Consider the following 23,179-nt stretch of genomic DNA (forward strand, 5'->3'; position numbering starts at 1 on the left):
GTGATCGATATCAACGAGTCCGTGATGCGGTTCCTTCTGGCGTTCGTCGTCGTCGGCCCGCTCCTCGGCGCGGCCGCCGCTCTGCTGCCCGCCCCGCCCGGACTGAAGGGGAAGTCACCCGAGCAGGCCGTGCTCCGGCACGGCGTCACGGTCACCGGCGTGATCCTCGTCGCCGCGATCGTCCTCGCGCTCGGCTTCGACCACGACCACCCGTCGAAGATGCAGGCGAGCACGGACATCAGCTGGATCCCCGCACTCGACGTGCGCATCCACCTCGGCATCGACGGCATCTCCCTCCCCCTCGTGGTCCTGACCGCGCTGCTGACCTTCCTCTGCGCGCTCTACTCGTACTTCAAGATGCCCTCGGGACCGACCCCGAAGGCCTTCGTCGCGCTGATGCTCGTCCTCGAGTCAGGCACCCTCGCGACCTTCGCCGTCCTCGACCTGCTGCTGTTCTTCCTCGCCTTCGAGACGGTCCTCATCCCGATGTACTTCCTCATCGCCCGCTGGGGCGGCGAGGGCCGGGGCCGGGCGGCGATGAAGTTCATCCTGTTCACCCTGCTCGGATCCGTGGTCATGCTGCTCGGCCTGCTCCTGATCGGCATCAAGGCGGGCACCTTCGACATGGTGGCACTCGCCACTGACAACGGCCGGTCGCTGAGCACAACCGTGCAGGTCATCGCGGTTCTGACGATCGGGATCGGGCTCGCCGTCAAGACCCCGATGTGGCCGCTGCACAGCTGGCTGCCCGACGCGCACACCGCCGCCCCGACGGTCGGCTCGGTCCTGCTGGCCGGTGTCCTGCTGAAAATGGGTACGTACGGGTTCGTCCGGATCCTCCTGCCGATCGCGCCCGACGGCTTCCACACCTTCGCGCCCTACCTCGCGGCCTTCGCCGTCGTCGGGATCGTCTACGGCTCCCTGGCCTGCCTCGCCCTCGCCAAACAGGGCGCCAAGGGCGACCTCAAGCGCCTCATCGCCTACTCCTCCGTCGGCCACATGGGCTTCGTCCTGCTCGGCATCGCCTCGACCACCCCGACCGGCGTGAACGGCGCCCTGTTCGCCAACATCGCCCACGGCCTCATCACCGGCCTGCTCTTCTTCCTGGTCGGCGCCCTGAAGGACCGCACCGGCACCACCGACCTGGACGCCCTCGCCGAACAGACCGGCGCCGCGCTCTACGGCAAGGCCCCCCGCCTCGGCGGACTGCTCGCCTTCGCCGCCGTCGCCTCCCTGGGCCTGCCCGGCCTCGCCGGGTTCTGGGGCGAGATGCTCGCCATGTTCGGCGCGTTCGACCCGGCGGCCGACCTCAGCCGCCCCGCCTTCCTCACCTTCACGGCGATCGCCGCGTTCGGCACCCTGCTCACGGCCGCCTACCTGCTCGTCGTGGTCCGCCGCGTCTGCATGGGCGCCCACCCGCAGGACGCGCCGCAGCTCGCCGACGTCCAGTCGTACGAGTTCGCGGCCTGGACCCCGCTCGTCGTCCTCACCGTCGTAGCCGGCCTGTGGCCGAAGGCCCTCCTCGGCCTGACCGACCCGGCCGTGCAGCAGCTCCTCGCAGGAGGCACCCGATGAGCTCCCCGGCCCAGCACCTCGCCCGGCCCCTGGCCGAGTCGCTGGTCCAGTCCGTCGACTGGCTCGCGATCGCCCCGCCCACCCTCGCGGCGGTCGTCGCCCTGGTCGTCCTGGTCGCCGACCTGTTCGTGGCCGACGCCCGCAAGCCGCTCCTCGGCTGGCTCTCCGTCGCCGGACTCGCCGCCTCCACGGCCCTCCTGCTGCCCCTCCTGGACGGCGACCGCGCCACGTTCTGCCTCACCGGTGACCCGAGCGCGTGCAGCTATGTCGCCGACCGCTTCACCCTCGTCATCCAGTTCCTGGTCCTCGGCGGAGCCCTGCTGGCCGCCCTCCTGTCGGTCACCGCCCTGAAGGACGCGCGCGGCAGGCTCCCCGAAGGGGAGTTCTGGTTCCTGCTGCTCTCCTCCGCCGCCGGCGCCGCCCTGCTGCCCGCCTCCCGCGACCTCGCCACCCTGGTGGTCGCCCTGGAGGTCGCCTCCCTGCCCGCGTTCGCCCTCGTCGGCATCCGGCAGGGCGACCGCAGGTCCGCGGAGGCGGCCCTGAAGTTCTTCCTGTCGTCGGTCACCGCGACCGCCGTCAGCCTGATGGGCATCAGCTTCCTCTACGCCACGACCGGCACCCTGTACCTCACCCAGATCGCCGAACGCATCCAGCACGTCGACGGCCAGCTCCACACCCTCGCCCAGACCGGCGTCGTCCTCACCCTGGTCGGCTTCGCCTTCAAGACGGCCGCCGTCCCCTTCCACTTCTGGGTCCCCGACACCTACATCGGCGCCCCCCTGCCGATCGCCGCCTATCTGTCCGTCGTCGGCAAGGCCGTCGGCTTCTCCGGCCTCATCCTCGTCACCGTCGTCGGCCTGCCCTCCTACGCCGACGTCTGGGGCCCCGCCCTGGCCGCGCTGGCCGCCCTCACCATGACCGTCGGCAACGTCGGCGCCCTGCGCCAGCAGGCCACGCGCGCGTACAGCGCCGTACGCCTGCTCGCCTGGTCCTCCGTGGGGCAGGCCGGCTACCTCCTCGTACCGATCGCCGCCGCCGCGTACACCGACGACGCCGGGCACGCCGTCGGCTCCACCGTCGCGTACGCCCTCATGTACGCCGCCGTGAACCTCGGCGCCTTCGCGGTGGCCGCCCTGGTGGGCCGTACGAGCCCGCAGAACCGCCTCACGGACTACCGGGGCCTGCACGCCCGCCACCCGCTCTCCGCGCTCCTCCTGGCCTTCTTCCTGCTGTGCCTGGCCGGACTGCCGCCGGGCGTCGTCGGGCTCTTCGCGAAGGTCACCGTCTTCTCGGCGGCCGTCGACGCGGGCCTGGGCTGGCTCGCGGTCGTCATGGCCGTCAACGTCGTGATCGCCCTGTACTACTACCTCCGGTGGACGGCCCTGCTGTTCCGCGCCCCCGAGGGCGAGACCGAGGCCGCAACCGGGGACGCGCCCGTCAGGCACAAGCACCCCGTGCCCGCCCCCCTCACCGTCGCGATCACCCTCACCGCCGCCCTCGGCATCGTCCTGTCCGGAGCGCCCCAGCTGATCCTGCGCTTCACCGACACCGCCCTCTTCTGAGCGCCCCACGCTCCCCGCGCGCCCGCGTACGCGCCCACCGACGCGCGTACGCCCCGCCGTCACCCCGACGGCCCACACCCCTGCCCGTACGCACAAGGGAACTCGTGACTCCCACCTGGCGTTGACCAGTACGGGAGGGTCCACTGGACGTGACACCACGACTCCAGTGGGCACCGGAGAGACGGAACACCAGCAAGCAAAGGGTTCCCCTGCTGCACGATTTGGAGGGCGTACCGTGCACCGCCGGCACAACGGGCTCAGGACGGCAGTACTCCTCGGGGGACTGTCCGCGCTCATCATCGTCATCGGCAGCTTCTTCGGCCGCGCGGGACTCGTCGTCGCGGTCGTGATCGCCCTCGGGACGAACGCGTACGCGTACTGGAACAGCGACAAGCTGGCGCTACGCGCGATGCGCGCCCGGCCGGTCAGCGAGTTCGAGGCACCCGCCCTGTACCGGATGGTCCGGGACCTCTCCACCCAGGCCCGCCAGCCCATGCCCCGGCTGTACATCTCCCCGACCGAGGCGCCCAACGCCTTCGCCACCGGCCGCAACCCGCGCAACGCCGCCGTGTGCTGCACCGAGGGCATCCTGCGCCTCCTCGACGAGCGGGAGCTGCGCGGGGTCATCGGCCACGAGCTCAGCCACGTCTACAACCGCGACATCCTCATCTCCTCGGTGGCCGGCGCCCTCGCCTCCGTGATCATGTTCCTGGTCAACTTCGCCTGGCTGATCCCGATCGGCCGCTCCGACGACGACGACGGCCCCGGCCTCCTGGGCCTGCTGCTGATCATGATCCTCGGCCCACTCGCGGCCAGCCTCATCCAACTCGCCATCAGCCGCTCCCGGGAGTACGAGGCCGACGCCTCCGGGGCCCAGCTCACCGGCGATCCGCTTGCCCTCGCCGGCGCCCTGCGCAAACTGGAGATGGGCACCAAACAGCTTCCACTGCCCCCCGAGCCCCGGATCGAGACCGCGAGCCACATGATGATCGCGAACCCGTTCCGACCGGGCCAGGGCCTCTCCAAGATGTTCTCGACCCACCCGCCGATGGCGGAACGCATCGCCCGGCTCGAGAAAATGGCAGGTCGCCACCAGTGAAGACCATCCTGAACGTCATCTGGCTCGTCCTGAGCGGGTTCTGGCTGTTCCTCGCCTACCTCCTCGCGGGCCTGCTGCTCTGCATCACGATCATCGGCATACCCTTCGGCATCGCCGCCTTCCGTATCGGCGTCTACGCGCTCTGGCCCTTCGGCTACACCACGGTCGAACGGCGGGACGCGGGCGCGCCCTCCTGTGTCGGCAACGTGCTCTGGCTGGTCCTCGCCGGCTGGTGGCTGGCCCTCGGGCACATCGCCACCGGGATCGCCCTGTGCATCACGATCATCGGCATTCCGTTCGGCATCGCGAACTTCAAGATGATCCCGATCTCGCTGTTCCCGCTGGGCCGCGAGATCGTGCCCACGGACCAGCCGTTCGCCGGACGCTGACGCACCACGGGGCGGCCGGGGAAGCATGTGGAGCGGCTCACCGGCCGCCGAGCCGCCGGCGCGCCCCGTACGCGAGCGCGCCCGCCGCCAGCACGGCCGCTCCCGTCACCACGGACGTCACCGGCAGGGCGAACGCCAGGGTCACACAGCCGAGAAACCCCAGCGCGGGAAGCGCCCGCGCGGTCGGGGAGCCGTCCAGGGTCCAGGCCGAGGCGTTGGCCACCGCGTAGTAGGCGAGCACACCGAAGGAGGAGAAACCGATCGCGCCCCGCACGTCCACCGTGGCGGCCAGCACCGCCACCACCGCGCCGACGGCCAGTTCGGCCCGGTGGGGCACCTGGAAGCGCGGGTGAACGGCCGCCAGCGCGCCCGGCAGATGGCGGTCGCGTGCCATCGCCAGGGTGGTGCGTGAGACGCCCAGGATGAGCGCGAGCAGGGAACCCAGCGCGGCCACGGCCGCCCCGGCCCGCACCACCGGCACCATGCCCGGCACGCCCGCCGCCCGCACCGCGTCGGCCAGCGGTGCCTCCGCCCGCCCGAGGGCTCCGGCGCCCAGCACGGACAGCACGGCCACGGCCACGCACGCGTAGACGACCAGGGTGATGCCCAGCGCGAGGGGGATCGCGCGGGGGATGGTGCGCGCCGGATCCCGTACCTCTTCGCCGAGGGTCGCGATGCGCGCGTACCCGGCGAACGCGAAGAACAGCAGACCGGCGGCCTGGAGCACACCGCCCAGGCCCCCCGAGGTGCCGACGTCCAGACGCCCGGCGTCCGACGCGCCGGAGCCCAGACACACCACGACCACGGCGGCGAGGACCGCGAGGACCACCGACACGATCGCCCGCGTCAGCCAGGCCGACTTCTGGACGCCGCCGTAGTTGACGGCGGTCAGGGCGACCACGGCCGCGACCGCCACCGCGTGCGCCTGCCCCGGCCAGACGTACGCCCCGACCGTCAGCGCCATCGCCGCACAGGAGGCCGTCTTCCCGACCACGAACGACCAGCCGGCCAGGTAGCCCCAGAACTCCCCGAGGCGTTCACGCCCGTACACATAGGTGCCGCCGGAGGCCGGGTACAGGGCGGCGAGGCGGGCCGACGACATGGCGTTGCAGTAGGCGACCAGGGCGGCGAGGGCGAGTCCGAGCAGCAGTCCGGAGCCCGCGGCGTGCGCGGCGGGGGCGAGGGCGGCGAAGACGCCGGCGCCGATCATCGAGCCGAGGCCGATGACGACGGCGTCGCCGACGCCCAGGGTCCGCCGCAGTGCGGCGGGGGATCCGGACGGTGTCATGGGCCGCACCCTACTGACCGGCGGAACCACCGGATGGCGTGGGGACGTCGTCCCCGACAACACGAGACGAACCCGAGTGAAACGCGACACGGTCACCGGAGCGAGCGAGATCACAGTGCCCGGACGGCACGGGCACGGCGCGGAGGGGCAGGTTCAGGACATGAGCATCATCAGCTGGATCATCCTGGGACTGCTGGCCGGAGTCATCGCCAAGGTCCTGCTGCCGGGACGGGACCCGGGCGGGTTCATCGGAACGACCTTCATCGGCATCGCGGGCGCGTTCATCGGCGGCTGGATATCGGCCCGCTGGCTGGACCGCCCGATCACCAAGGACTTCTACGACGGGGCCACCTGGATGGCGGCGATCGGCGGATCGCTCGTGCTGCTGATCGTCTACCGGCTGCTGTTCGGCAACTCGCGCGACTGAGCGGACACCTGCCGGCGGGGCCGGTGGGCGAGAAGGGCGGGCACCGCGGGGTGCCCGCCCTTCGTCGTCACCGGGAGCGGCCGACCGGCGGCCGGCTACCGGTAGTTCACGAACTGCAGGGCGAAGTCGAAGTCCTGACCCTTCAGCAGGGCGATGACGGCCTGGAGGTCGTCACGGCTCTTGGAGCTGACGCGCAGTTCGTCACCCTGCACCTGGGCCTTGATGCCCTTGGGGCCCTCGTCGCGGATCAGCTTCGCGACCTTCTTCGCGTTGTCCTGGGAGATGCCCTCCTTGATCTCCGCGAAGAGCTTGTACTCCTTGCCGGAGAGCTGGGGCTCGCCCGCGTCCAGCGCCTTCAGCGAGATCCCGCGCTTGATCAGCTTCGACTGGAAGACGTCGAGGACGGCGTTCACCCGGTCCTCGGAGTTCGCCTCCATGAGGATCTTCTCGCCGGACCAGGAGATGGAGGCGCCCACGCCCTTGAAGTCGTAGCGCTGCGAGATCTCCTTGGCGGCCTGGTTGAGGGCGTTGTCGACCTCCTGCCGCTCGACCTTCGAGACGATGTCGAAACTGGAGTCGGCCATGTCCTGTGGCTCCTTGTATCGGGGTGCGTGTGAGCTGCGGATCGGCGTACGTGGGGCGGCCGCCGAGCCCGGTGTGATCCCGGGCCGCATCCGGACAAGCCTAGCCACCCGCGGTCGTCCGGGTGGAGATCAATCGGGTGGCGAAGCACCCCTCGGTATCGGGTATTGTTTACGTCGTTGCCAGGGAGCACCGCCGAAAAGCGGTTCGAACGGCAGCAAAACCCGGCGGTGTGCCCGAGCGGCCAAAGGGAGCAGACTGTAAATCTGCCGGCTCAGCCTTCCCAGGTTCGAATCCTGGCGCCGCCACGCTGAGAACGAAGGGCCCGTCACTTGCCAATACGGCAGGTGACGGGCCCTTCGTCGTTGTCGCGGTGCGGGGGAGCGGCTGCTGTCCGTTCGAGGGACGGTGTGGGGCAAACGGGTCATGCGTGGGCCAACTGCCCTGCCCCGAGGGGAGATCTTCCTCAGGCATCCCTCGGACCCGGAGGTCCTGCATGGCTCGGCTCCTCATGGCGGGCGTCGTCTCGGCGGCGCTGTTCACGCTGGGAGCGCCGGTGACCGCCGCGGTCGCCGCCCCTCCCACCTGTTTCGGTATCCCGGCGACCCTCACCGGCGCGGGCACGCTCACCGGTACGCCGGGCAGCGACGTCATCGTCGGCTCCGCGGGCGCGGACGTCGTCGACGGGCGCGGGGGCAACGACGTCGTCTGCGGCCTCGGCGGTGACGACCGGCTGATCGGCGGGCTCGGCAACGACCGGGTCGACGGCGGTGAGGGCGACGACATCATCCGCGGGGACGTGTCGGTCGAGAGCGGGGACGCCCGGGGCGGTGGCAACGACGTCCTGTACGGCGGCGACGGCGACGACGACCTGGTCGGTGACGCGCAGAGCGGCAGCGGGAACGCCGAGGGCGGCGGCAACGACACCCTCCACGGCGGCGACGGCTCCGACTTCCTGGTCGGCGACTCCGAGACCGACACCGACGGCGACGCCCGGGGCGGCGGCGACGACCGGCTCTACGGCGACGACGGCGACGACGTCCACATGACCGGCGACAGCGTCGCCCTCGGCGGGGACGCCGAAGGAGGGGGCGACGACACCCTCTACGGCGGCGACGGCGACGACGGACTGCTCGGGGACTCGGCCGCCCCCTTCCAGGGCTCCGCGACCGGCGCCGGTGACGACGTGCTCCGCTCCGGACCGGGTGTCGCCGCCGAGAGCGTCGTCGGGGACAGCGAGGGCATCGACGCGGTCCACGGGAACGGCGGCGACGACCTCATCGATCTCGGCGCCGACGGCGGCCTCTTCGCCATCGGGGACCACAACATCGGTGACCCCCAGGGAGGTCGGGCGACCGGGGCCGGCAACGACCGGATCATCGGCGGCACGGCGGACGACCTGCTCTTCGGCGACAGCTCCGTCGGTGACGCCTCCCGCACCGTCGCGGGCAACGACGTGATCGACGGCCGCGGCGGGGACGACCAACTCTTCGGCGACAACGTGAACTTCGACGGGGACGCGACTGTCGGCACGGCGGGCGGCCGGGACGTGCTGCGTGGCGGCGCCGATGACGACGCCCTCTACGCGGGCCCCGCCGACGACTTCCTGGACGGCGGCGCGCAGACCGACTCCTGCGACGGTCAGGCCGGCGACGCCGACCACGCGGTGCGCTGCGAGACCGTTACCGACGTTCCCTGACCCCCGGGATCCCCGAGAACACCGAGAACACCGAGAACACCGAGAAAGGAGCCCGTGACCTGCGGTGACAGCAGGTCGCGGGCTCTGTGGCGTGGGTGCGGAGATGCGGCCTGTGGGGCTGGAGTGCACGGTGGTGCGGGGGATGTCTCATGTGGAGATGCTGACACCGGCCGCGACCTCGCCGTGGACGGGCAGTTCGGGCCCGTCACCCAGCGGGCGACGCTGCGCTTCCAGCGCTGCGCCGGCATCGGCGTGGACGGGGTCGTCGCGGCCCAGACCTGGTCGTTCCTCGTCTTCTGGGGCAACTCGACAGCGTTCGTCTGCTGACAGCGCAGGTCAGGCGCCCGGTGACTTCGCCGCGCGCTTCACCTCCGCCTCCACATCGCTGCGCGGTCTCTCCTCGTCCTTGGCGTACGCCGTCACCGCGGCCTGGACGTCACGGGCGAGGTCGCGCCAGGCCCGCCAGGCGGTCTCGTACGTGTCGGTCTGCGTCTCCGACCAGGGGGTCGCCGTCGGCGGGCCGTAGGCGTCCCGCAGTTCCTCGACCCGTGCGTGGGTCTCGTCGGCCAGGCGCTGCATCGCCACGAGTTCCTCGAAGGTATGTGCCATATGTCCGGATGCTAGGGACGTGTCGGCCGATCCGCGCGGTGAGCGGGGCGTGTGCCGCGACCGGGTACCCGGGTGGCCCACTGCGGCACACTTGCCCCATGTCCAGCGGATCCAGCCGTCGCAGAGTCTGTCCCGAGTGCCGTCGCGAGATCGCCGTCGTCGCCGGACGGTTCGCCCGGCACGACCCGCCGGGCGCCCGCGGGAACGGGGAGCTCGTCTCCTGCCCCGGCTCCCGCAGCAGGGCGCAACTGGGTGCCGTACAGCCGTCGTTGGACGGGTACGCCCTGCCCGAGTTCCCGGGGCAGCTCCCGCTCTTCTGACCGGCCTCAGTTCCCGGCCACCGACTTCACCGCCACCGACACCGGTGCCGAGCCGCCGATCAGCTCCAGGGTGAGGCCGGCCGTGGCCGGGGTGTCCACGAGCTCCGCCAGGACGGCCGCCACGTCGTCGCGCGGGACGGCGCCGCGGCCCGTGCGGGCCTCCAGCCGGACCAGCCCGGTGCCGGGATCGTCGGTGAGCAGCCCGGGGCGCAGGATCGTCCAGTCGAGCGAGTCCAGACCCCGTACGTACGCGTCCGCCTCGCCCTTGGCGCGCTGATACACGTCGAAGACCTCCTGGCCCGGGTGGTCCGGGTCCGCGCCCATTGACGACACGACCACGAAACGCCGTACGCCCGCCCGGACCGCCGCGTCCGCGAACAGCACCGCCGCGCCCTTGTCCACCGTGTCCTTGCGGGCCACCCCGCTGCCCGGCCCGGCGCCCGCCGCGAACACCGCCGCGTCCGCGCCCCGCAGCAGCTCGGCGACCTCCTCGACCGACGCCGACTCCAGGTCCCGTACGACCGGTTCGGCGCCCGCCGCCCGCAGATCCTCCGCCTGCTCCGCCTTGCGGACGATCCCCGCGACCTCGTCACCACGCCCGGCGAGCAACCGCTCCAGCCGCAGCGCGATCCGACCATGACCACCAGCGATGACAATGCGCATGTTTCCGACCGTACGCCGGGGCGTCCCCGTCCGCCGCGCCGTACCCGCGCGAACGCCCCGGCGGGCCTACGACGACTCCCCGCGCCCCTGCCGCGGCAGCCCCCGCTCCACCGGTGCCGCCGGTGCCGCCGGGGCCGCGGGCGCCGCCGAGTCGCCGTACTCCCGGACCGCGCTCGTCCGGGCCACCACCCGGCCGCGGTGGATCACGACACGGCTGTAGCCGAGGGAGAGCACGCCCGCCAGCCCGTCGCCGCGGACGGCCAGCAGATCGGCGGGGAATCCGGCCTCGACCCGGATCTCGGGCAGCCCCAGGGCCGCCCGCGCGGAGCCGCTCACGGCGTCGTAGGCCTCCTCGGGGCGCAGACCGTGCCGGGAGACGAGGAGGTAGGCCGCCTCCAGCGGGTCCCCGCGCCCGACCGGGTTGGACAGGTCGCGCAGGGCCCCGCTGCCGGCCGCCACCCGCACCCCGGCCGCGCGCAACAGCCGTACGGGCGCCGTGCCGTGGTGCTCCGAGGCGCCGCAGCCGCCCTGCGGCAGGCACACCACCGTCACCCCGGCGGCGGCCAGCCGGTCGGCGGTGCGGGCGGCCGCGCCGGGGGAGAGTCGTCCGAGGCCGCCGCACGGGGCGAGGGCGACCCCGGGGCGCAGCCCGCCGGCCATCGCGGCGAGCCGGGCGAGGCGGACCGGGTCGCCCGCGTCGGTGTGCAGATCGACCGGGCAGCCGTGCTCGGAGGCGACCTCCAGGACGGCTTCCACGTACCCGGTCGGATCGGGGTCGAGGTCGGGACAGCCGCCCACCACCGAGGCGCCCATCTTCAGCGCGTCCCGCAGCATCGCGAGGCCGTCCGCCCCGGCCACCCCGGTCAGCAGCCGGGGCATCGCCACCGTCGTCAGCTCGGCGAGCCCGCTCAGCGCACGCCCGGCCCGCAGGACGGCGGTCAGCGCGCCGAGGCCCTGGACGTCGCCCACCCGCACCTGGGCGCGCAGCGCGGTCGCGCCGTGCCCGAGCTGGAGCAGGGCGGCCTCGACGGCGCGCCGCTGCACGTCCTCGGGGCCGTACGGGACGGGCCCGTCCAGGTCGGCCGTCAGGGCCGTGTCGACGTGGGCGTGCGGCTCGGCGGGGGCCGGGAGCAGGAGGTGGCCGGAGAGGTCGACCCGCGCGGTGCCGGTGCCCGGGCCGGAGCGGGCCGGGCCCGGTGTGAGGCTGCCGGCCGTGCCGACCGCCTCGATCCGCCCGCGGACCAGTCGTACGTCCACCGTCCGGCCGTCCGTCAGCCGCGCCCCGCACAGCAGCAGCGCGCCTCCGTCCGGGGGGCCGGACGGGGAGGACGAGGGCGGGGGTGGCTCGGGCCGGCTGTCGGGCATCGCGCTCCAGAGGGCTCGGGGTCCGGCGGCTCGGGTCCCGGGGCTCGCGGTTGGTGGTTCGGGGTTCGGGGTTCGCGATTCGTGGTTCGTGGTTCGGGTTTCGTGCTTCACGGCGGGGGCGAGGGTGACCCGGGACCGCGCGGGGGACGCAAGGTCACGGAGAGTGAGTAGAGCCTAGGGCGGCGCTCCGGTGCGGTCGGGGAGGAGCGCAATAGTCGTACCGATGGGGTTGCGGTGGTCGCGGTGGCGCGCGGACGGTTCCGGGGAGGCGCGCGGGGCTGCCGGGACCGGTGGCGGGACCGGTGGCCGGACCGGTGGTGGGCCGTCCGGTGGGCGCGTCCGCGGGTCCCTCCGGAGGGCCGCGAAACGGATTTGGGTGAACGGCTGCGGACCGTGTAATGTCTTCATCGCTCGCCCCAATAGCTCAGTCGGCAGAGCGTCTCCATGGTAAGGAGAAGGTCTACGGTTCGATTCCGTATTGGGGCTCTGGTGTGAGAGGTTCCCGTCGCGAGGCGGGAACGGATCACATCAAAGCGGTGTAGCTCAGTCGGTAGAGCAAGCGGCTCATAATCGCTGTGTCACCGGTTCAAGTCCGGTCACCGCTACACGCAGTAGCCGATTGCGGGGTCGGTCCTTCGATCGGCTACTCTTTCTTGCGTTAAACCAATCCCATCCGTTCGTCAAGGAGCACTCACGTGGCTGCCACCGACGTCCGCCCGAAGATCACGCTGGCCTGCGTGGAGTGCAAGGAGCGGAACTACATCACCAAGAAGAACCGGCGTAACAACCCGGACCGACTGGAGATGAAGAAGCACTGCCCGCGTTGCAACGCGCACACCGCGCACCGCGAAACGCGATAAATCAGGCTCGTATGCGAGGCCGTCCCCGAGTGATCGGGGGCGGCCTCGCGTCGTTGAACGACCCGTACCCGTCAGTATCGGTCAGCACAGCAAGCAGGAGGTGCCGAGCCATGGCGCTCGACCAGTCCTTCGTCGGGCGGACCTACCCCGCCACCGACCCCTACGAGGTCGGCCGCGAGAAGATCCGTGAGTTCGCCGAGGCCGTGGGGGACACCAACCCGGTGTACACCGACCCGGAGGCCGCCAAGGCGCTCGGGTACGCCGATGTGATCGCCCCGCCCACCTTCGTGTTCTCCATCACCTTCAAGGCCGCGGGAGAGGTCGTCCGGGACCCCCGGCTCGGCCTGGACTACAGCCGCGTGGTGCACGGCGACCAGAAGTTCGCCTACAAGCGCCCCGTGCGGGCCGGCGACCGGCTCACGGTCACCTCCACCATCGAGGCGATCAAGTCCATGGCGGGCAACGAGATCGTGGACATCCGCGGCGAGGTGCACGACGAGGCGGGCGAGCACGTCGTGACCGCCTGGACCAAGCTGGTCGCGCGCGCGGCCGAGGAGGCGTGAGGGTGATGACGGCGAAGATCGCCTACGCGGACGTCGAGGTCGGCACCGAACTGCCGGCGCAGACCTTCACGGTGGACCGGGCCACGCTCGTGCAGTACGCGGGGGCCTCCGGGGACTTCAACCCCATCCACTGGAACGAGAAGTTCGCCAAGGAGGTGGGACTGCCGGACGTCATCGCGCACGGCATGTTCACCATGGCCGAGGCGATCCGGGTCGTGACGGACTGGGTCGGGGACCCGGGAGCGGTCGTCGACTACGGGGTGCGGTTCACCAAGCCGGTCGTCGTGCCCAACGACGAGCGGGGCGCGGTGATCGAGGTCGCCGGCAAGGTGGCGGCCAAGCTGGACGACCACACCGTGCGCGTCGATCTGCTGGTCACCAGCGCAGGGCAGAAGGTGCTGGGGATGTCCCGGGCGGTCGTACGGCTCGGATAGGGCCCGGAGGGGCGTCCACGGGGGTCTCGTAGGCTTGGGCGCGTGCTGGAAACTTACGACGCCCCGCTTGCCCCGCTGACCACCTTCCGGCTCGGAGGGCCCGCCGCCCGGCTGGTGACCGCGGCCACCGACGCCGAGGTGATCGACGTCGTGCGGGCCGCCGACGCCGCGGGTACGCCACTGCTGGTGATCGGCGGCGGGTCCAACCTCGTCATCGGGGACAAGGGCTTCGAGGGCACCGCCCTGCGCATCGCCACGCGCGGGTTCGAGCTCGTCGGCACCACGCTGGAGCTGGCCGCGGGCGAGGTGTGGACCGACGCCGTCGCCCGGACCGTCGAGGCCGGCCTGGCCGGGATCGAATGCCTCGCCGGGATCCCCGGCTCGGCGGGCGCCACCCCGATCCAGAACGTGGGGGCGTACGGCCAGGAGGTCTCCACCACCCTCACCGAGGTCGTCGCCTACGACCGCCGGGCCGGCGAGACGGTCACCCTCACCAACGAGGAGTGCGTCTTCGCCTACCGGCACAGCCGCTTCAAGAGCGACCCCGAGCGGTACGTCGTCCTGCGGGTCCGTTTCGTCCTGGAGGACGCGGACGGGCTGTCGGCGCCGATCAAGTACGCCGAGACCGCGCGGGCGCTGGGCGTCGGGGCCGGGGACCGGGTGCCGCTGGGGCGGGCCCGGGAGACCGTGCTGAAGCTGCGGGCCGGGAAGGGCATGGTGCTCGACGCCGAGGACCACGACACCTGGTCCGCCGGATCGTTCTTCACCAACCCGATCCTCACCGACGCCGACTTCGCCGTCTTCCACGCGCGCGTGAAGGAGCGGCTGGGCGAGGACGCGGAGCCGCCCGCCTACCCGGCGGGCCCCGGGCACACCAAGACCTCCGCCGCCTGGCTGATCGACAAGGCCGGCTTCACCAAGGGGTACGGCGAAGGGCCCGCCCGTATCTCCACCAAGCACACCCTCGCCCTCACCAACCGCGGCACCGCCACCACGGAGGACCTGCTGACGCTGGCCCGCGAGGTCGTGGCCGGGGTACGGGGGGCGTTCGGGATCACGCTCGTCAACGAACCGGTGATGGTCGGCGCGGAGCTGTAGGGCCCCGGTTCCCCGGCAGATGAGTCGGGGGCGGCCGCGGGCCTCGGGCCTCCCCCGATCCGTAGCCCGGGCCACCGCGGGCGCCCCCACCTCGATGGTGACCGCTTTCCTTACCACCCAGGGGGCTCAAGTGCGGTTGTTTCCCGGTCGGTTCGGCTGAAATACGGCCGAAAGCGCCGCGCGGGCGCACCGGCGCCGCCAGTATGTGGGGCGACGGGGATCCGGGGAGGCACGCGTGACGGTCGGCGGGACGCAGGGAAACACCGGAGCGGAAGAGGACGCGGGGGAGCGGCCCGGGCCGGGCAGCGCGGGGCCCGTGACCGACCGCCGGGCACTCCTCGACCAGGCGACCGCACTCAGCCGCCAGTGGGCCACCCTGGACCAGGCGACGAGAGAGCGCCGATCCGGGCAACGAGCCACGGGGGAGCCGGACACCGGGGCACCAGGCACCGGGGGGCGTGCTGTCGGGGAGCCTGGGACGGGGGCGCTAGGCACCGGGGGGCGGGGTGGCGGGGAGCGAGGCGCCGTAGCTGAAGAGGGCTTCGGCTCCTTATCCGGTCCGGGTGCCACCTCCACCCGCGGTGCCGCGCCCGGTCCTGGTGCCGAGTTGGACCCCGGTGCCGCGCCTGCCCCCGGGGTCACCGAGTGTGTTCTGCGGGAGCTTGTTCGGGCTGAGCGGGAGGTGGGGGAGGGGGAGCGGTGGGAGGTGCGTAGGGCCCGGGGGGTGTTGCTGGCCGTGCGGTGTCTTGCCGGGGGTGCGGTGGATCCCGAGGGGGAGCGGGGCGAGGCGATCGGGCTGCTGCGGGAGGCGCGGGCGGCGGTGCCCGTGACCGAGCGGGAGGTGCGGGCCCGGGAGAGCGTGGTCCGGTTGCTGATCCGGCTGCTGATGCCGAGGCTTCCGGAGCTGGAGGGCCGGGGCGAGCGGGACTTCACCGAGATGATGAAGGTCGGCGCCGCCTATCTGACGCCCGGCGGCCCGGGGGCCCTGGAGGACTTCGCCGAGGTGGCGGACCTGCTGGAGGAACTGGCCGAGACGGCCGATCCGGCCGACCGCCCGGACCTGGAACGCTGGATCGCCTCCCTGCGGACGCTCTCCGGCATGACGAACGACCGGGCCTCCCTCCTCGACGTGGCCGCCCGGGCCAACGCCCTGGGCACCATGCCGCCCCACCTCGGCCTCGCCATGAACGCGGTCACGGAACTGCTCAGGGCGATGCCCGACACGGCCCCGGAGACGGGGCAGGGTCCCGCCGGAGCCTTCCCGCCCGCGCCCGAGGAGCTCGCCCGCCTCATGCAGGAGTGGCTGCCCGCGATGGAGATGATGTCGCCGGGGCTGCTGAAGCCGGAGGAGTTCGAGCGCGCGGTCGAGGCGCTGCCGCTGGGCACCTGGCAGGAGCAGATGACCGCCGGTCTGGTCCGGATGGCACAGGGGATGCGCGAGGGCCGGGCGGAGCGGCTGGTCGAGGCGGGCGAACCGCTCCTGGAGGCCTCCCGCAGCCAGGACGCCCCCGCCGGACTGTCCCCGATCCTGCTGGCCGGACTGCTGTCGAGCGCCTCCATGCAGGGCGGCAACCTCCTCGACGCGGCGACCGCGCACCGGCTGCTCACCGACGCCTACGGCCGCCAGGGCACCGAAGGGGACGCGCTGCCGGGGCCCGCCGGCAAGGAACTCTCCACCACCGGCCGTGCCCTGCTGCTGCACCAGCGCATCGCCGCCGCGGCCGACGACGACCTCGACGAGCTGGACGACATCGCCGAGGTGCTGCTGGACCTGCGCCAGGACCTCGCCGACGACGACAGCGCGTCCTCCCTCGTCCTGTTCAACCTCGGCACCCTGCAACTGCGCCGGGCCATGGCGATCGGCACCGCGGGCGGCACGGTGGGCCCGCCGCTCAGACGGGCGCTGATGTATCTGCGCGAGGCGCAGGAGCACCCCGCGATGCCGATGGCGCTGCGCGGGATCATGCCCTCGATGGGCGCGATCACCAGCGCGCTGGAGCAGTACGTCGACCCCTCCTCCCGAGCCGTCCTGGAGGAGGTCGCACGGGCCCGCGCCGCGCTCGGCGGCCCCCAGGTCGTCGCCGACCAGGACATCCGGGCCCGGCTCGGCATCGCCCTCGCCCTCAACGTCCAGCACGAGCGCCATGGCGACCGGACCGCCCTCGACACCGCGCTCGGCGAACTGGAGACCGCGCGCGCCGAGATCGACGAGAACACCGGCTGCGGCACCGCGCAGGAGGTGTACAAGGAGCTGGCCGGGCTGTACCGGCGGCGCGCCGCGCCCGGGGACACGGCGCGGGCGCTGGAGGCGACCGAACGGCAGCTGGAGAAGGTCGCCGAGGACGTGCTGCTCCAGATCGGCGCCGAGCACGGGCTCGCCGCCGCCCGCGCGGCCGCCGACCGGGGGGTCGCGGCGGCGGGCTGGGCGGCGGAGACGGGCGACGCGGCCACCGCGCTGCGCGTCCTGGAGGCGGGCCGCGCGCTCGTGCTGCGGGCGGTCGCGGCCTCCACCGGCGTACCGGAGCAGCTGGAGGCGTACGGCGAGCACGCCCTGGCCGCCCAGTGGCGCGAGGCCGCCCGCGCGGGCGACGGCGCCGACAGCCTCCGGCGTACACCCTTCGGCGCACCCGGCGCACCCGGCGCACCCGGCGCACCCGGCGCACCCGGCGCACCCGGCGCACCCGGCGCACCCGGCGCACCCGGCGCCGCCGGTACTCCCAGCGCACCCGGTACTCCCAGCACTCCTGGCACCATCGGCACCGCGGACACCCTCATCCCCAGTACCCTGCGCCGCCGCGCGCTGGGCGCTCTGCGGGCCCGTGCCGCGGGGGGCGAGTCACCGGCGGGACCCGGCTGGCAGGAGGTGGCCGACGCCGCTCAGCGCGGCGGGGTGGACGCCGTCGTCCATCTGCTGGTGGGGCAGGGCGAGCGGCCGGGGTGGGCGCTGGTCGTACGGCCCGGTGCGGCGCCGCTGCCGCTGGAGCTGAGCGGGCTGGGACGGGCGCGGCGGGGACCGCTGGAGCGGTATCTGGACGCCGCGCGCGACCGGTCGGTGTTCACCGCGCCCGGGGTGCCGTACGGCGAGCCCGGCCGGGCGGAGGCGCTCGCCGCGTGGGAGGCGGCGCTGGAGGGGCTGTGCGACTGGGCGGGACCCGCCGTGATGGGGCCGGTCCTGGACGTCGTACGGCCCGGACGGCCCGCGCGGCCGGACGACCCGGTGCGGCTGGTGCTGCTGCCCGCCGGGAACCTCGGGTCCGTGCCCTGGCACGCGGCCCGGATCACGGCGGGGGAGAGCGGGGAACACGGTCGGCGGCCGGTGTACGCGCTCGATCTCGCGGTCCTCAGCCATGCCGCGTCCGGGGCCGAGTTCCTGCGGTCCGTCGGGAGGGCCCGGCTTCCCGTGGCCGACGCGCCCGTGCTCGTCGCGGATCCGCGCGCCTCACTGCCGTACGCCGAGCACGAGGTCGACGCCCTGCGGGAGTCCTTCTATCCGCACGCCCGCTGCTACGGCTACTTCGTGCGCAACGGGTGGGACCGCGACGGCACCCCCGAGGAGCTGCTGCCGCTGCTGCCCGGCGGGACGGCCGAGCGGCCCGCCACCCTGGTGGAGCTGAGCGTGCACGGCCGGGTCGGGGACCGGCCCACCGTGTCGCGGCTGCTGCTGCACCCGTCCCGGCCGAGCGCGGGCGACGGGGACGATCCGGGGGCGCTCACCGTACGGCAGCTGCTCGGGGCGCCCTCGGCGGACGGGCGGGCCGAGGCCGGGCCGCTGGTGGTGCTCAGCGCCTGCGAGACCGACCTCAGCGCCCGCGACCACGACGAGGCACTCACCCTCACCACCGCGTTCACCGCCCGGGGAGCCGCCGATGTGATCGGCTCCAAGTGGGGCCTGGACGACGCGAGTTCGGCCGTACTGATGTACGTCGTCCATCACCACCTCGCCCAGGGGGCGGACCCGGCGCAGGCGCTGCGGCTCACCCAGCAGTGGGCACTCGATCCCGCCCGCACCCCCGTTCCGGGGCTCCCCGGGCCGCTGGCCGCCCGGATCAGGGGCCGGGCCGCGCTGCCCGTGGCCGCCTGGGCCCCCTTCATCCACCAAGGCAATCCCGCACCGGCCACGACCGGGCCGACCCGGAGGGAACACGTTGGACACCGATGAGCTGCTGGCCCTGCTCGTCCGCCATCGCGAGGAACTCAGGCAGTGGCTGGACGACGAGCAGTACCAGCACTTCCTGGCCATGCTGGAACGGCTCCGCGAGGCCGGCGCGGACGCCGAGCGCGCCGCCATGGCCGTGATGGCGGTCATCCGCTCGCTGTGGCCGGTCCCCGACGAGGCCGGTGAACTCGCCCGGCTGCTGCACGTCTACGGCCGCGGCGCCTCCGCGACGGCCACCGTGCCGGAGGAGGACACGCTCCTCGCGGCACTGGAGGCGCTCTACGCGGCACCGGCGGCTCGGCCCGCGCCCGCGGAGCCCGAGGGGCCGTCCGTCGCCGACATCGTCGCCGCCGCCCGGCGCAGGCTGCTCGCCGCGCCCTCGCGGGAGGCCGCCCCGGCGCAGAGTCCGCCCGCCGATGTCATCGTGCTGGCCGATCCGCAGGCGGGGCGACGCAGTCCCGAGTTCCAGTTCGATCCGGAGACCGGGCGGCCTTGGGACGTCGTCGTCCGCATCAACCGCATCCTGCTCGCCGACCGCGATCCCTGGGGCGCCGCCGACTGGTGGCTGGGCGGCAACTCCTGGCTGGGCGGCCCGCCCGCCGCGCTGCTCGGGCAGGTGCCGGACGACCGGCTGGCCGACGCCGCGCTGGCCCTCGTCGAGGAGGGCGGCCGATGACCCGGCAGATCCCGCCCTCGGTCACGATGGCGCCCCTCACCACCGTGCTCCCCGCGGGCACCCGGCTGTGGCGCTGTCACCGCACCGACTACCCGGCGACCGGCTTCAAGGAGGCCGCGGCGCACACCCTGTTCGGCGGCAGCCGCTTCGACTGCACGGCCGAGGACCCCTACCCCTACCTCTACGCCACCCGGGAGCCGGCCACCGCGCTGGCCGAGGTGCTGCTGCGGTCCATGGACTTCGACCCGGTCCTCGGCGCGCGGCTGGTGCCCTGGGCGCAGGCCGCCCGGTACACGCTCGCCGAGCTCGTCACCACGGCCGAGCTGACCCTGGTGTCGCTGCGGGTGGAGGAGGACCTGGCGGCCGTCTGCCAGGACAGCTGGCTGCTGGACTCCGAGCCGGACGACTACCCGCGCACCCGCTTCTGGGCGCAGGAGCTGCGGCGGCAGGCGGAGAAGGCGCAGGGTCTGGTGTGGCAGTCCCGGCGGCACCGGCCGCGGGAGGCGCTGGTGCTGTTCGGGGACCGCTGCGGGGACGGCCCGTTCGCGGCCGAGCCGCTGGTCAGCCATGACCTGGGCACCTTCGACGGCGCCGACACGGCGAACCGGCTGCTCACCCCGCTGCGGGCCGCGATCGTGCCGCCGGCCCGCTGAGCGGCCCCTACGCGTCGGGCTCGACCAGCAGCACCGTGAAGGCGCAGTTGCGGCCGAGCCCGATGACGTCCCCGTCGCGCACGGGGGCACGGGTGCCCGGGGTGAGCCTCTCGTCGTTGACGTAGGTGCCGTTCAGCGTGCCGTGGGCGCACTCCGTCAGCCACATCGTGCCGTCGGGCGTCAGCTGGAGCTCCGCGTGGCGGCGGGAGACGCCCTTCCCTCGGTCGCCGGAGAGGGCGCCCGCCACGGCCGTCGCCCACACCGGATGCCGGCCGAGCCGCAGCGGGGGCCCTTCGCCGTGCCGCAGATCGATCGACGAGCCGGGGCCGAGCAGCCGCAGATACCGGGCCGACTCCTGGCACTCGGGGCAGGCGGACTCCCCGGCCGGCACGGCGGCGGCACAGGACCAGCAGGGGTGGGAGCGGGGCGGCCCTGGGGTGCGCGCCGCCGACGGTCCCCACGGGTCCGTCTCCGGGTCTGTCCCCTCGTCCGGCTCCCAGCCCGCCCCCGGGTCGGTCTCCCAGTAGGCCCCCGCGTTCGCCCGCGGGCCGGTCCTCGCGTTCGTCCCCGGGCGAGTCCCCCGATGGGTCTCGGGGTCCGTCCCCCGGTCCGTCCCCCAGCCCGTCCCCGCGTTCGTCTGCCGGTCCGTCCCCGGGTCCGTTCCCGGGTCCGTCTCCGGGTCCGTCCCCTCGTCCGGCTCCCAGCCCGCCGCCGCGTCGGTCTCCCAGTAGGCCCCCGCGTTCGCCCGCGGGCCGGTCCTCGCGTTCGTCCCCGGGTGGGTCTCCCGGTGGGTCTCCGGGGCCGTCTCCCGGTCCGTCCCACCGTTTGTCTCCCGATCGGTCTCCGGGGCCGTCCCCCAGCCCGTCCCCGGGGCCGTCCCCTCGTTTGGCTCCCGGGTCTCCGTCTCGTCTGGCTCCCGGGTCTTCGACCCGGTTGGTTCGGGGGAGTTCGGGAGTGGGACGTCGTCGTCGCCCTCGTCGCCGTAGTCCGGTAGGAGGTCGTCCTGGGCGAGGCTCTTGTCCACGTGCCGGCGCGGTCCCTCCGTCACCAGACCGGCGCCTTCCGCATCGAGACGTGCCCGTCGGCCGACGCGTCCACCGTCAGGTCGACCTCGCCGTCCGGGCGGCGGACGACCCGCGAGACGGTGACCAGCGAGCCGGGCTCCAGGGTGCCGAGGCGGAACACCTCGCGGGCGAGCGGGTTGATGAGATGGGTCTCCAGCTTCATGCCGATGCCCCGGCCGCCTTGGCGCAGGTCCTCGGTGCACAGGTCCGCCAGGACCTTCTCGGCCTCGGGCAGCACCCGCAGCCGCAGACCGCCCTGGCGTTCCATGTGGTCGACGATGTTGCGGAGCTGCCCGGCGAAGATGTTCCGGGCGACGGCCGCCTTGATGTACTGGAAGACGACGATGTTGCCGCCGAGCCGGTTCAGCAGCTCGGGCCGCTTCAGCGTGTGCTCGAAGTGGTGGCGGACGTTGCCGAGGATCCGCTGCTCGAACTCCGCGCGCTCCTGCGGGGTCTCGGGGATCCGCTCCCGGCCGGCGGAGGAGTCCAGCGGACGGCCGTCCTCGCCGGAGGGGCCGTGCACGCCCAGGTTGGACGTGAAGATCAGGACGCACTCGCTGAAGTACGTCGTCACGCCCTGGCCGTCCGTCAGCCGCCCGTCCTCCAGCACCTGGAGGAACTTGTCCAGAACGCCCTTGTCGGCCTTGTCGATCTCGTCGAACAGCACCACCCGGAACGGGTCCTCGCGCACCGCGCGGGTCAGCTCGCCGCCCGCCTCGTAGCCCACGTACCCGGGCGGCGCGCCGACCAGGCGGTCCGCAGAGTGGGGGGCGGAGAACTCGCTCATGTCGAAGCGCAGACAGGAGTCCTCCGAGCCGAACAGCGTGGTGGCGACCGCCTTCGCCAGCTCTGTCTTGCCGGTGCCGGTCGGCCCGGCGAAGAACAGCACCCCCCGGGGCCGGTGCACGGCCGGCGAGGAGGCCTGGGCGCCGGACAGGCCGAGCGCGGCCCGCTTGAGCACGTCCAGGGTCTGGGTCACCGCCTTCTCCTGGCCCTGCACCCGGCTACCGATGTACGTCTCGCCGTCCCGGATGCTGTCGGCGACCGCGCCGCCGGTCCACGGGTTGCGGCTGACGCCCAGTTCGTAGATCCGTACGGCCTGTTCCATCCGGTCGAAGCCGATCTTCGAGGCGCGGGCCAGCCGCATGCTCTCCCGCATCGCGCGCAGGGTCAGCCCGCTGGCCGCCCGCGCGAACCGCTCGACGTCCTCCTCGGTCGGATCCTCGCGCCGGTCCCGGTCCACCAGCGGGCCCACGTCCATCCGGGTGGCGGTGCCGGGTACGCCCGCCTGCCCGGCGAGCAGGGCGGCCATCCGGCGCCGCTGGCCGAGGTCGGGCGTCGGCACACCGATGCTGCGCACCCGTACGCCGCTGGTCACCAGCCAGGCCGGCAGGTCCCGTTCGCCGTCCGCCAGCCAGATCACCGGGTTGAACAGGGCACGGCCCGACTTCGCGCGGACGAACGGGCGCGCCTCCTCGGCGATCTTCAGACAGCGCAGGAAGAACGTGCGCTCCTCGTCGCTGAGCTGGTTGACCTGGGTAGGGATCCGGGAGGCGTAGTCGACGATCAGGGCGGCGTGCAGCGGCTGCTGGTAGTCCTCGTAGCGGGGGTCCTTCTGCGGCGGGCCGGGACGCTCGCCGACCCAGCCGTGCGCGAACGACTCCAGGACCCGGGCCACCTCGTCGGTGCCGGCGTCGTCCGGACGGCCCGGGACCCGGCGGGTGGCGCGCTCCAGCAGCGTGGTCGTCTCCGCCGCGACCGTGCTGTGCACGACCCGGAAGCCCGCCACCGGGTCGTACCGCAGCAGGCTCTTGTAGCCGGCCCGCTGGAGCGGTTCCCAGAGCATGTCCTCCAGGGACACCGCCCGGTAGACCCGCCGGCCGTCGGTCAGGTCGTCGGCGACCACGTAGTCGTCGCGGATGTTGCCGTGCAGGACGTACTGGGAGTGGACGCTGAGGGTGTGGACGAGTTCGGCGGCGAACGGCGGGTGGACCGTCCGGGCCACACGCGACTGCTCCGGGGGAGGGGTGCCGGTGGGGCTGGCGGGGCTGGTGGGGCTGGTCAAGGGGTCTCCACGGGTGCGGGAAGGGCGGGTGT

At 73.3% G+C, this 23,179-nt stretch carries 22 protein-coding genes and 3 tRNA genes; 18 read left to right on the forward strand and 7 right to left on the reverse strand.

All coding sequences use genetic code 11. The features are described from left to right. The 4 genes from ACYQ8Q_RS27335 (at position 1) to ACYQ8Q_RS27350 (ending at position 4,625) form a co-directional block, all read left to right on the forward strand. Positions 1-1,575, forward strand: a complete 1,575-nt coding sequence (locus tag ACYQ8Q_RS27335; RefSeq protein ID WP_460068516.1) for a complex I subunit 4 family protein — start codon at positions 1-3, stop codon at positions 1,573-1,575. Then, complete coding sequence (locus ACYQ8Q_RS27340) at positions 1,572-3,137, forward strand: NADH-quinone oxidoreductase subunit N (RefSeq protein ID WP_460068517.1); 1,566 nt, start codon at positions 1,572-1,574, stop codon at positions 3,135-3,137. The genes ACYQ8Q_RS27335 and ACYQ8Q_RS27340 overlap by 4 nt, the downstream gene beginning before the upstream one ends. Before the next feature lie 235 nt (positions 3,138-3,372). Beyond that, complete coding sequence (gene htpX, locus ACYQ8Q_RS27345; RefSeq protein ID WP_460068518.1) at positions 3,373-4,236, forward strand: zinc metalloprotease HtpX; 864 nt, start codon at positions 3,373-3,375, stop codon at positions 4,234-4,236. Next, positions 4,233-4,625 (forward strand): YccF domain-containing protein, encoded by a 393-nt coding sequence (locus ACYQ8Q_RS27350; RefSeq protein WP_460068520.1) that lies wholly within the window; start codon positions 4,233-4,235, stop codon positions 4,623-4,625. The genes htpX and ACYQ8Q_RS27350 overlap by 4 nt, the downstream gene beginning before the upstream one ends. 37 nt (positions 4,626-4,662) lie before the next feature. Here the strand turns inward: ACYQ8Q_RS27350 and ACYQ8Q_RS27355 are convergent, their stop codons facing one another. After that, positions 4,663-5,913: an APC family permease gene (locus ACYQ8Q_RS27355; protein WP_460068521.1), complete on the reverse strand. Its 1,251-nt coding sequence runs from the start codon at positions 5,911-5,913 to the stop codon at positions 4,663-4,665. Between the two features lie 160 nt (positions 5,914-6,073). On the opposite strand from ACYQ8Q_RS27355, the gene ACYQ8Q_RS27360 reads away from it, so the two are divergent. Next, the gene (locus tag ACYQ8Q_RS27360) at positions 6,074-6,340 is read left to right on the forward strand and encodes a GlsB/YeaQ/YmgE family stress response membrane protein (RefSeq protein WP_460068522.1); all 267 of its coding nucleotides are present in this window, start codon (positions 6,074-6,076) and stop codon (positions 6,338-6,340) included. Between the two features lie 95 nt (positions 6,341-6,435). Here the strand turns inward: ACYQ8Q_RS27360 and ACYQ8Q_RS27365 are convergent, their stop codons facing one another. Beyond that, positions 6,436-6,924, reverse strand: a complete 489-nt coding sequence (locus tag ACYQ8Q_RS27365) for a YajQ family cyclic di-GMP-binding protein (RefSeq protein WP_055638291.1) — start codon at positions 6,922-6,924, stop codon at positions 6,436-6,438. Positions 6,925-7,148: 224 nt separating this feature from the next. Here ACYQ8Q_RS27365 and ACYQ8Q_RS27370 point away from each other — a divergent pair. The 3 genes from ACYQ8Q_RS27370 (at position 7,149) to ACYQ8Q_RS27380 (ending at position 8,948) form a co-directional block, all read left to right on the forward strand. Beyond that, positions 7,149-7,230, forward strand: a tRNA-Tyr gene (locus tag ACYQ8Q_RS27370). Positions 7,231-7,418: 188 nt separating this feature from the next. Continuing rightward, positions 7,419-8,621: a calcium-binding protein gene (locus ACYQ8Q_RS27375; protein ID WP_460068523.1), complete on the forward strand. Its 1,203-nt coding sequence runs from the start codon at positions 7,419-7,421 to the stop codon at positions 8,619-8,621. A 183-nt stretch (positions 8,622-8,804) separates the two neighbouring features. Beyond that, positions 8,805-8,948 carry a peptidoglycan-binding domain-containing protein gene (locus tag ACYQ8Q_RS27380; protein WP_460068524.1) on the forward strand — a complete coding sequence of 48 codons (144 nt, stop codon included), beginning with the start codon at positions 8,805-8,807 and terminating at the stop codon, positions 8,946-8,948. Positions 8,949-8,957: 9 nt separating this feature from the next. Here the strand turns inward: ACYQ8Q_RS27380 and ACYQ8Q_RS27385 are convergent, their stop codons facing one another. Further along, the gene (locus ACYQ8Q_RS27385; RefSeq protein ID WP_460068525.1) at positions 8,958-9,230 is read right to left on the reverse strand and encodes a hypothetical protein; all 273 of its coding nucleotides are present in this window, start codon (positions 9,228-9,230) and stop codon (positions 8,958-8,960) included. A 98-nt stretch (positions 9,231-9,328) separates the two neighbouring features. Here ACYQ8Q_RS27385 and ACYQ8Q_RS27390 point away from each other — a divergent pair, with 98 nt between their 5' ends. After that, positions 9,329-9,550, forward strand: coding sequence for a hypothetical protein (locus tag ACYQ8Q_RS27390; RefSeq protein ID WP_460068526.1), 222 nt, complete (start codon positions 9,329-9,331; stop codon positions 9,548-9,550). A gap of 6 nt (positions 9,551-9,556) precedes the next feature. Here ACYQ8Q_RS27390 and ACYQ8Q_RS27395 read toward each other — a convergent pair whose 3' ends face one another. Together ACYQ8Q_RS27395 and ACYQ8Q_RS27400 are read right to left on the reverse strand one after the other, a co-directional pair. Further along, the gene (locus ACYQ8Q_RS27395; protein ID WP_460068527.1) at positions 9,557-10,213 is read right to left on the reverse strand and encodes an SDR family oxidoreductase; all 657 of its coding nucleotides are present in this window, start codon (positions 10,211-10,213) and stop codon (positions 9,557-9,559) included. Positions 10,214-10,279: 66 nt separating this feature from the next. Continuing rightward, a complete protein-coding gene (locus tag ACYQ8Q_RS27400) occupies positions 10,280-11,578 on the reverse strand; it encodes an amidohydrolase family protein (RefSeq protein ID WP_460068528.1) in 1,299 nt (432 codons plus the stop codon). 413 nt (positions 11,579-11,991) lie between these two features. On the opposite strand from ACYQ8Q_RS27400, the gene ACYQ8Q_RS27405 reads away from it, so the two are divergent. From ACYQ8Q_RS27405 to ACYQ8Q_RS27445, 9 genes are all read left to right on the forward strand, one after another. Beyond that, positions 11,992-12,064 (forward strand) — tRNA-Thr (locus tag ACYQ8Q_RS27405). A gap of 46 nt (positions 12,065-12,110) precedes the next feature. After that, positions 12,111-12,183, forward strand: a tRNA-Met gene (locus ACYQ8Q_RS27410). Positions 12,184-12,273: 90 nt separating this feature from the next. Further along, the gene (gene rpmG / locus ACYQ8Q_RS27415) at positions 12,274-12,438 is read left to right on the forward strand and encodes a 50S ribosomal protein L33 (RefSeq protein ID WP_003948671.1); all 165 of its coding nucleotides are present in this window, start codon (positions 12,274-12,276) and stop codon (positions 12,436-12,438) included. A gap of 110 nt (positions 12,439-12,548) precedes the next feature. Continuing rightward, a complete protein-coding gene (locus tag ACYQ8Q_RS27420) occupies positions 12,549-13,001 on the forward strand; it encodes an FAS1-like dehydratase domain-containing protein (RefSeq protein ID WP_460068529.1) in 453 nt (150 codons plus the stop codon). 5 nt (positions 13,002-13,006) lie between these two features. Continuing rightward, positions 13,007-13,435 (forward strand): MaoC family dehydratase, encoded by a 429-nt coding sequence (locus tag ACYQ8Q_RS27425; protein WP_460068530.1) that lies wholly within the window; start codon positions 13,007-13,009, stop codon positions 13,433-13,435. 42 nt (positions 13,436-13,477) lie between these two features. Beyond that, on the forward strand, positions 13,478-14,533 hold the full coding sequence (locus ACYQ8Q_RS27430; protein WP_460068531.1) for a UDP-N-acetylmuramate dehydrogenase: 1,056 nt from the start codon (positions 13,478-13,480) through the stop codon (positions 14,531-14,533). Positions 14,534-15,239: 706 nt separating this feature from the next. Beyond that, complete coding sequence (locus ACYQ8Q_RS27435; protein ID WP_460068532.1) at positions 15,240-18,692, forward strand: CHAT domain-containing protein; 3,453 nt, start codon at positions 15,240-15,242, stop codon at positions 18,690-18,692. Then, positions 18,679-19,365 carry a hypothetical protein gene (locus ACYQ8Q_RS27440; RefSeq protein WP_460068533.1) on the forward strand — a complete coding sequence of 229 codons (687 nt, stop codon included), beginning with the start codon at positions 18,679-18,681 and terminating at the stop codon, positions 19,363-19,365. The genes ACYQ8Q_RS27435 and ACYQ8Q_RS27440 overlap by 14 nt, the downstream gene beginning before the upstream one ends. Continuing rightward, a complete protein-coding gene (locus tag ACYQ8Q_RS27445; protein ID WP_460068534.1) occupies positions 19,362-20,018 on the forward strand; it encodes an RES family NAD+ phosphorylase in 657 nt (218 codons plus the stop codon). The genes ACYQ8Q_RS27440 and ACYQ8Q_RS27445 overlap by 4 nt, the downstream gene beginning before the upstream one ends. Before the next feature lie 7 nt (positions 20,019-20,025). On the opposite strand, the gene ACYQ8Q_RS27450 is transcribed toward ACYQ8Q_RS27445, so the two are convergent. Both ACYQ8Q_RS27450 and ACYQ8Q_RS27455 read right to left on the reverse strand, forming a co-directional pair. Continuing rightward, on the reverse strand, positions 20,026-21,066 hold the full coding sequence (locus tag ACYQ8Q_RS27450; protein WP_460068535.1) for an FHA domain-containing protein: 1,041 nt from the start codon (positions 21,064-21,066) through the stop codon (positions 20,026-20,028). Further along, on the reverse strand, positions 21,063-23,147 hold the full coding sequence (locus tag ACYQ8Q_RS27455; protein ID WP_460068536.1) for an AAA family ATPase: 2,085 nt from the start codon (positions 23,145-23,147) through the stop codon (positions 21,063-21,065). Before ACYQ8Q_RS27455 ends, ACYQ8Q_RS27450 begins: the two co-directional genes overlap by 4 nt. Positions 23,148-23,179: the final 32 nt, after the last annotated feature.

This window comes from Streptomyces sp. YKOK-I1 (assembly GCF_054660435.1).

Excerpts from the sequence above, each read along its gene's own strand:
- ACYQ8Q_RS27365 (WP_055638291.1), bottom strand. The coding sequence starts at position 6,924 with ATGGCCGACTCCAGTTTCGACATCGTCTCGAAGGTCGAGCGGCAGGAG.
- ACYQ8Q_RS27340 (WP_460068517.1), top strand. The coding sequence starts at position 1,572 with ATGAGCTCCCCGGCCCAGCACCTCGCCCGGCCCCTGGCCGAGTCGCTG.
- ACYQ8Q_RS27385 (WP_460068525.1), bottom strand. The coding sequence starts at position 9,230 with ATGGCACATACCTTCGAGGAACTCGTGGCGATGCAGCGCCTGGCCGAC.
- ACYQ8Q_RS27400 (WP_460068528.1), bottom strand. The coding sequence starts at position 11,578 with ATGCCCGACAGCCGGCCCGAGCCACCCCCGCCCTCGTCCTCCCCGTCC.
- ACYQ8Q_RS27355 (WP_460068521.1), bottom strand. The coding sequence starts at position 5,913 with ATGACACCGTCCGGATCCCCCGCCGCACTGCGGCGGACCCTGGGCGTC.
- ACYQ8Q_RS27375 (WP_460068523.1), top strand. The coding sequence starts at position 7,419 with ATGGCTCGGCTCCTCATGGCGGGCGTCGTCTCGGCGGCGCTGTTCACG.
- ACYQ8Q_RS27390 (WP_460068526.1), top strand. The coding sequence starts at position 9,329 with ATGTCCAGCGGATCCAGCCGTCGCAGAGTCTGTCCCGAGTGCCGTCGC.
- ACYQ8Q_RS27395 (WP_460068527.1), bottom strand. The coding sequence starts at position 10,213 with ATGCGCATTGTCATCGCTGGTGGTCATGGTCGGATCGCGCTGCGGCTG.
- ACYQ8Q_RS27445 (WP_460068534.1), top strand. The coding sequence starts at position 19,362 with ATGACCCGGCAGATCCCGCCCTCGGTCACGATGGCGCCCCTCACCACC.
- ACYQ8Q_RS27420 (WP_460068529.1), top strand. The coding sequence starts at position 12,549 with ATGGCGCTCGACCAGTCCTTCGTCGGGCGGACCTACCCCGCCACCGAC.
- ACYQ8Q_RS27425 (WP_460068530.1), top strand. The coding sequence starts at position 13,007 with ATGACGGCGAAGATCGCCTACGCGGACGTCGAGGTCGGCACCGAACTG.
- ACYQ8Q_RS27360 (WP_460068522.1), top strand. The coding sequence starts at position 6,074 with ATGAGCATCATCAGCTGGATCATCCTGGGACTGCTGGCCGGAGTCATC.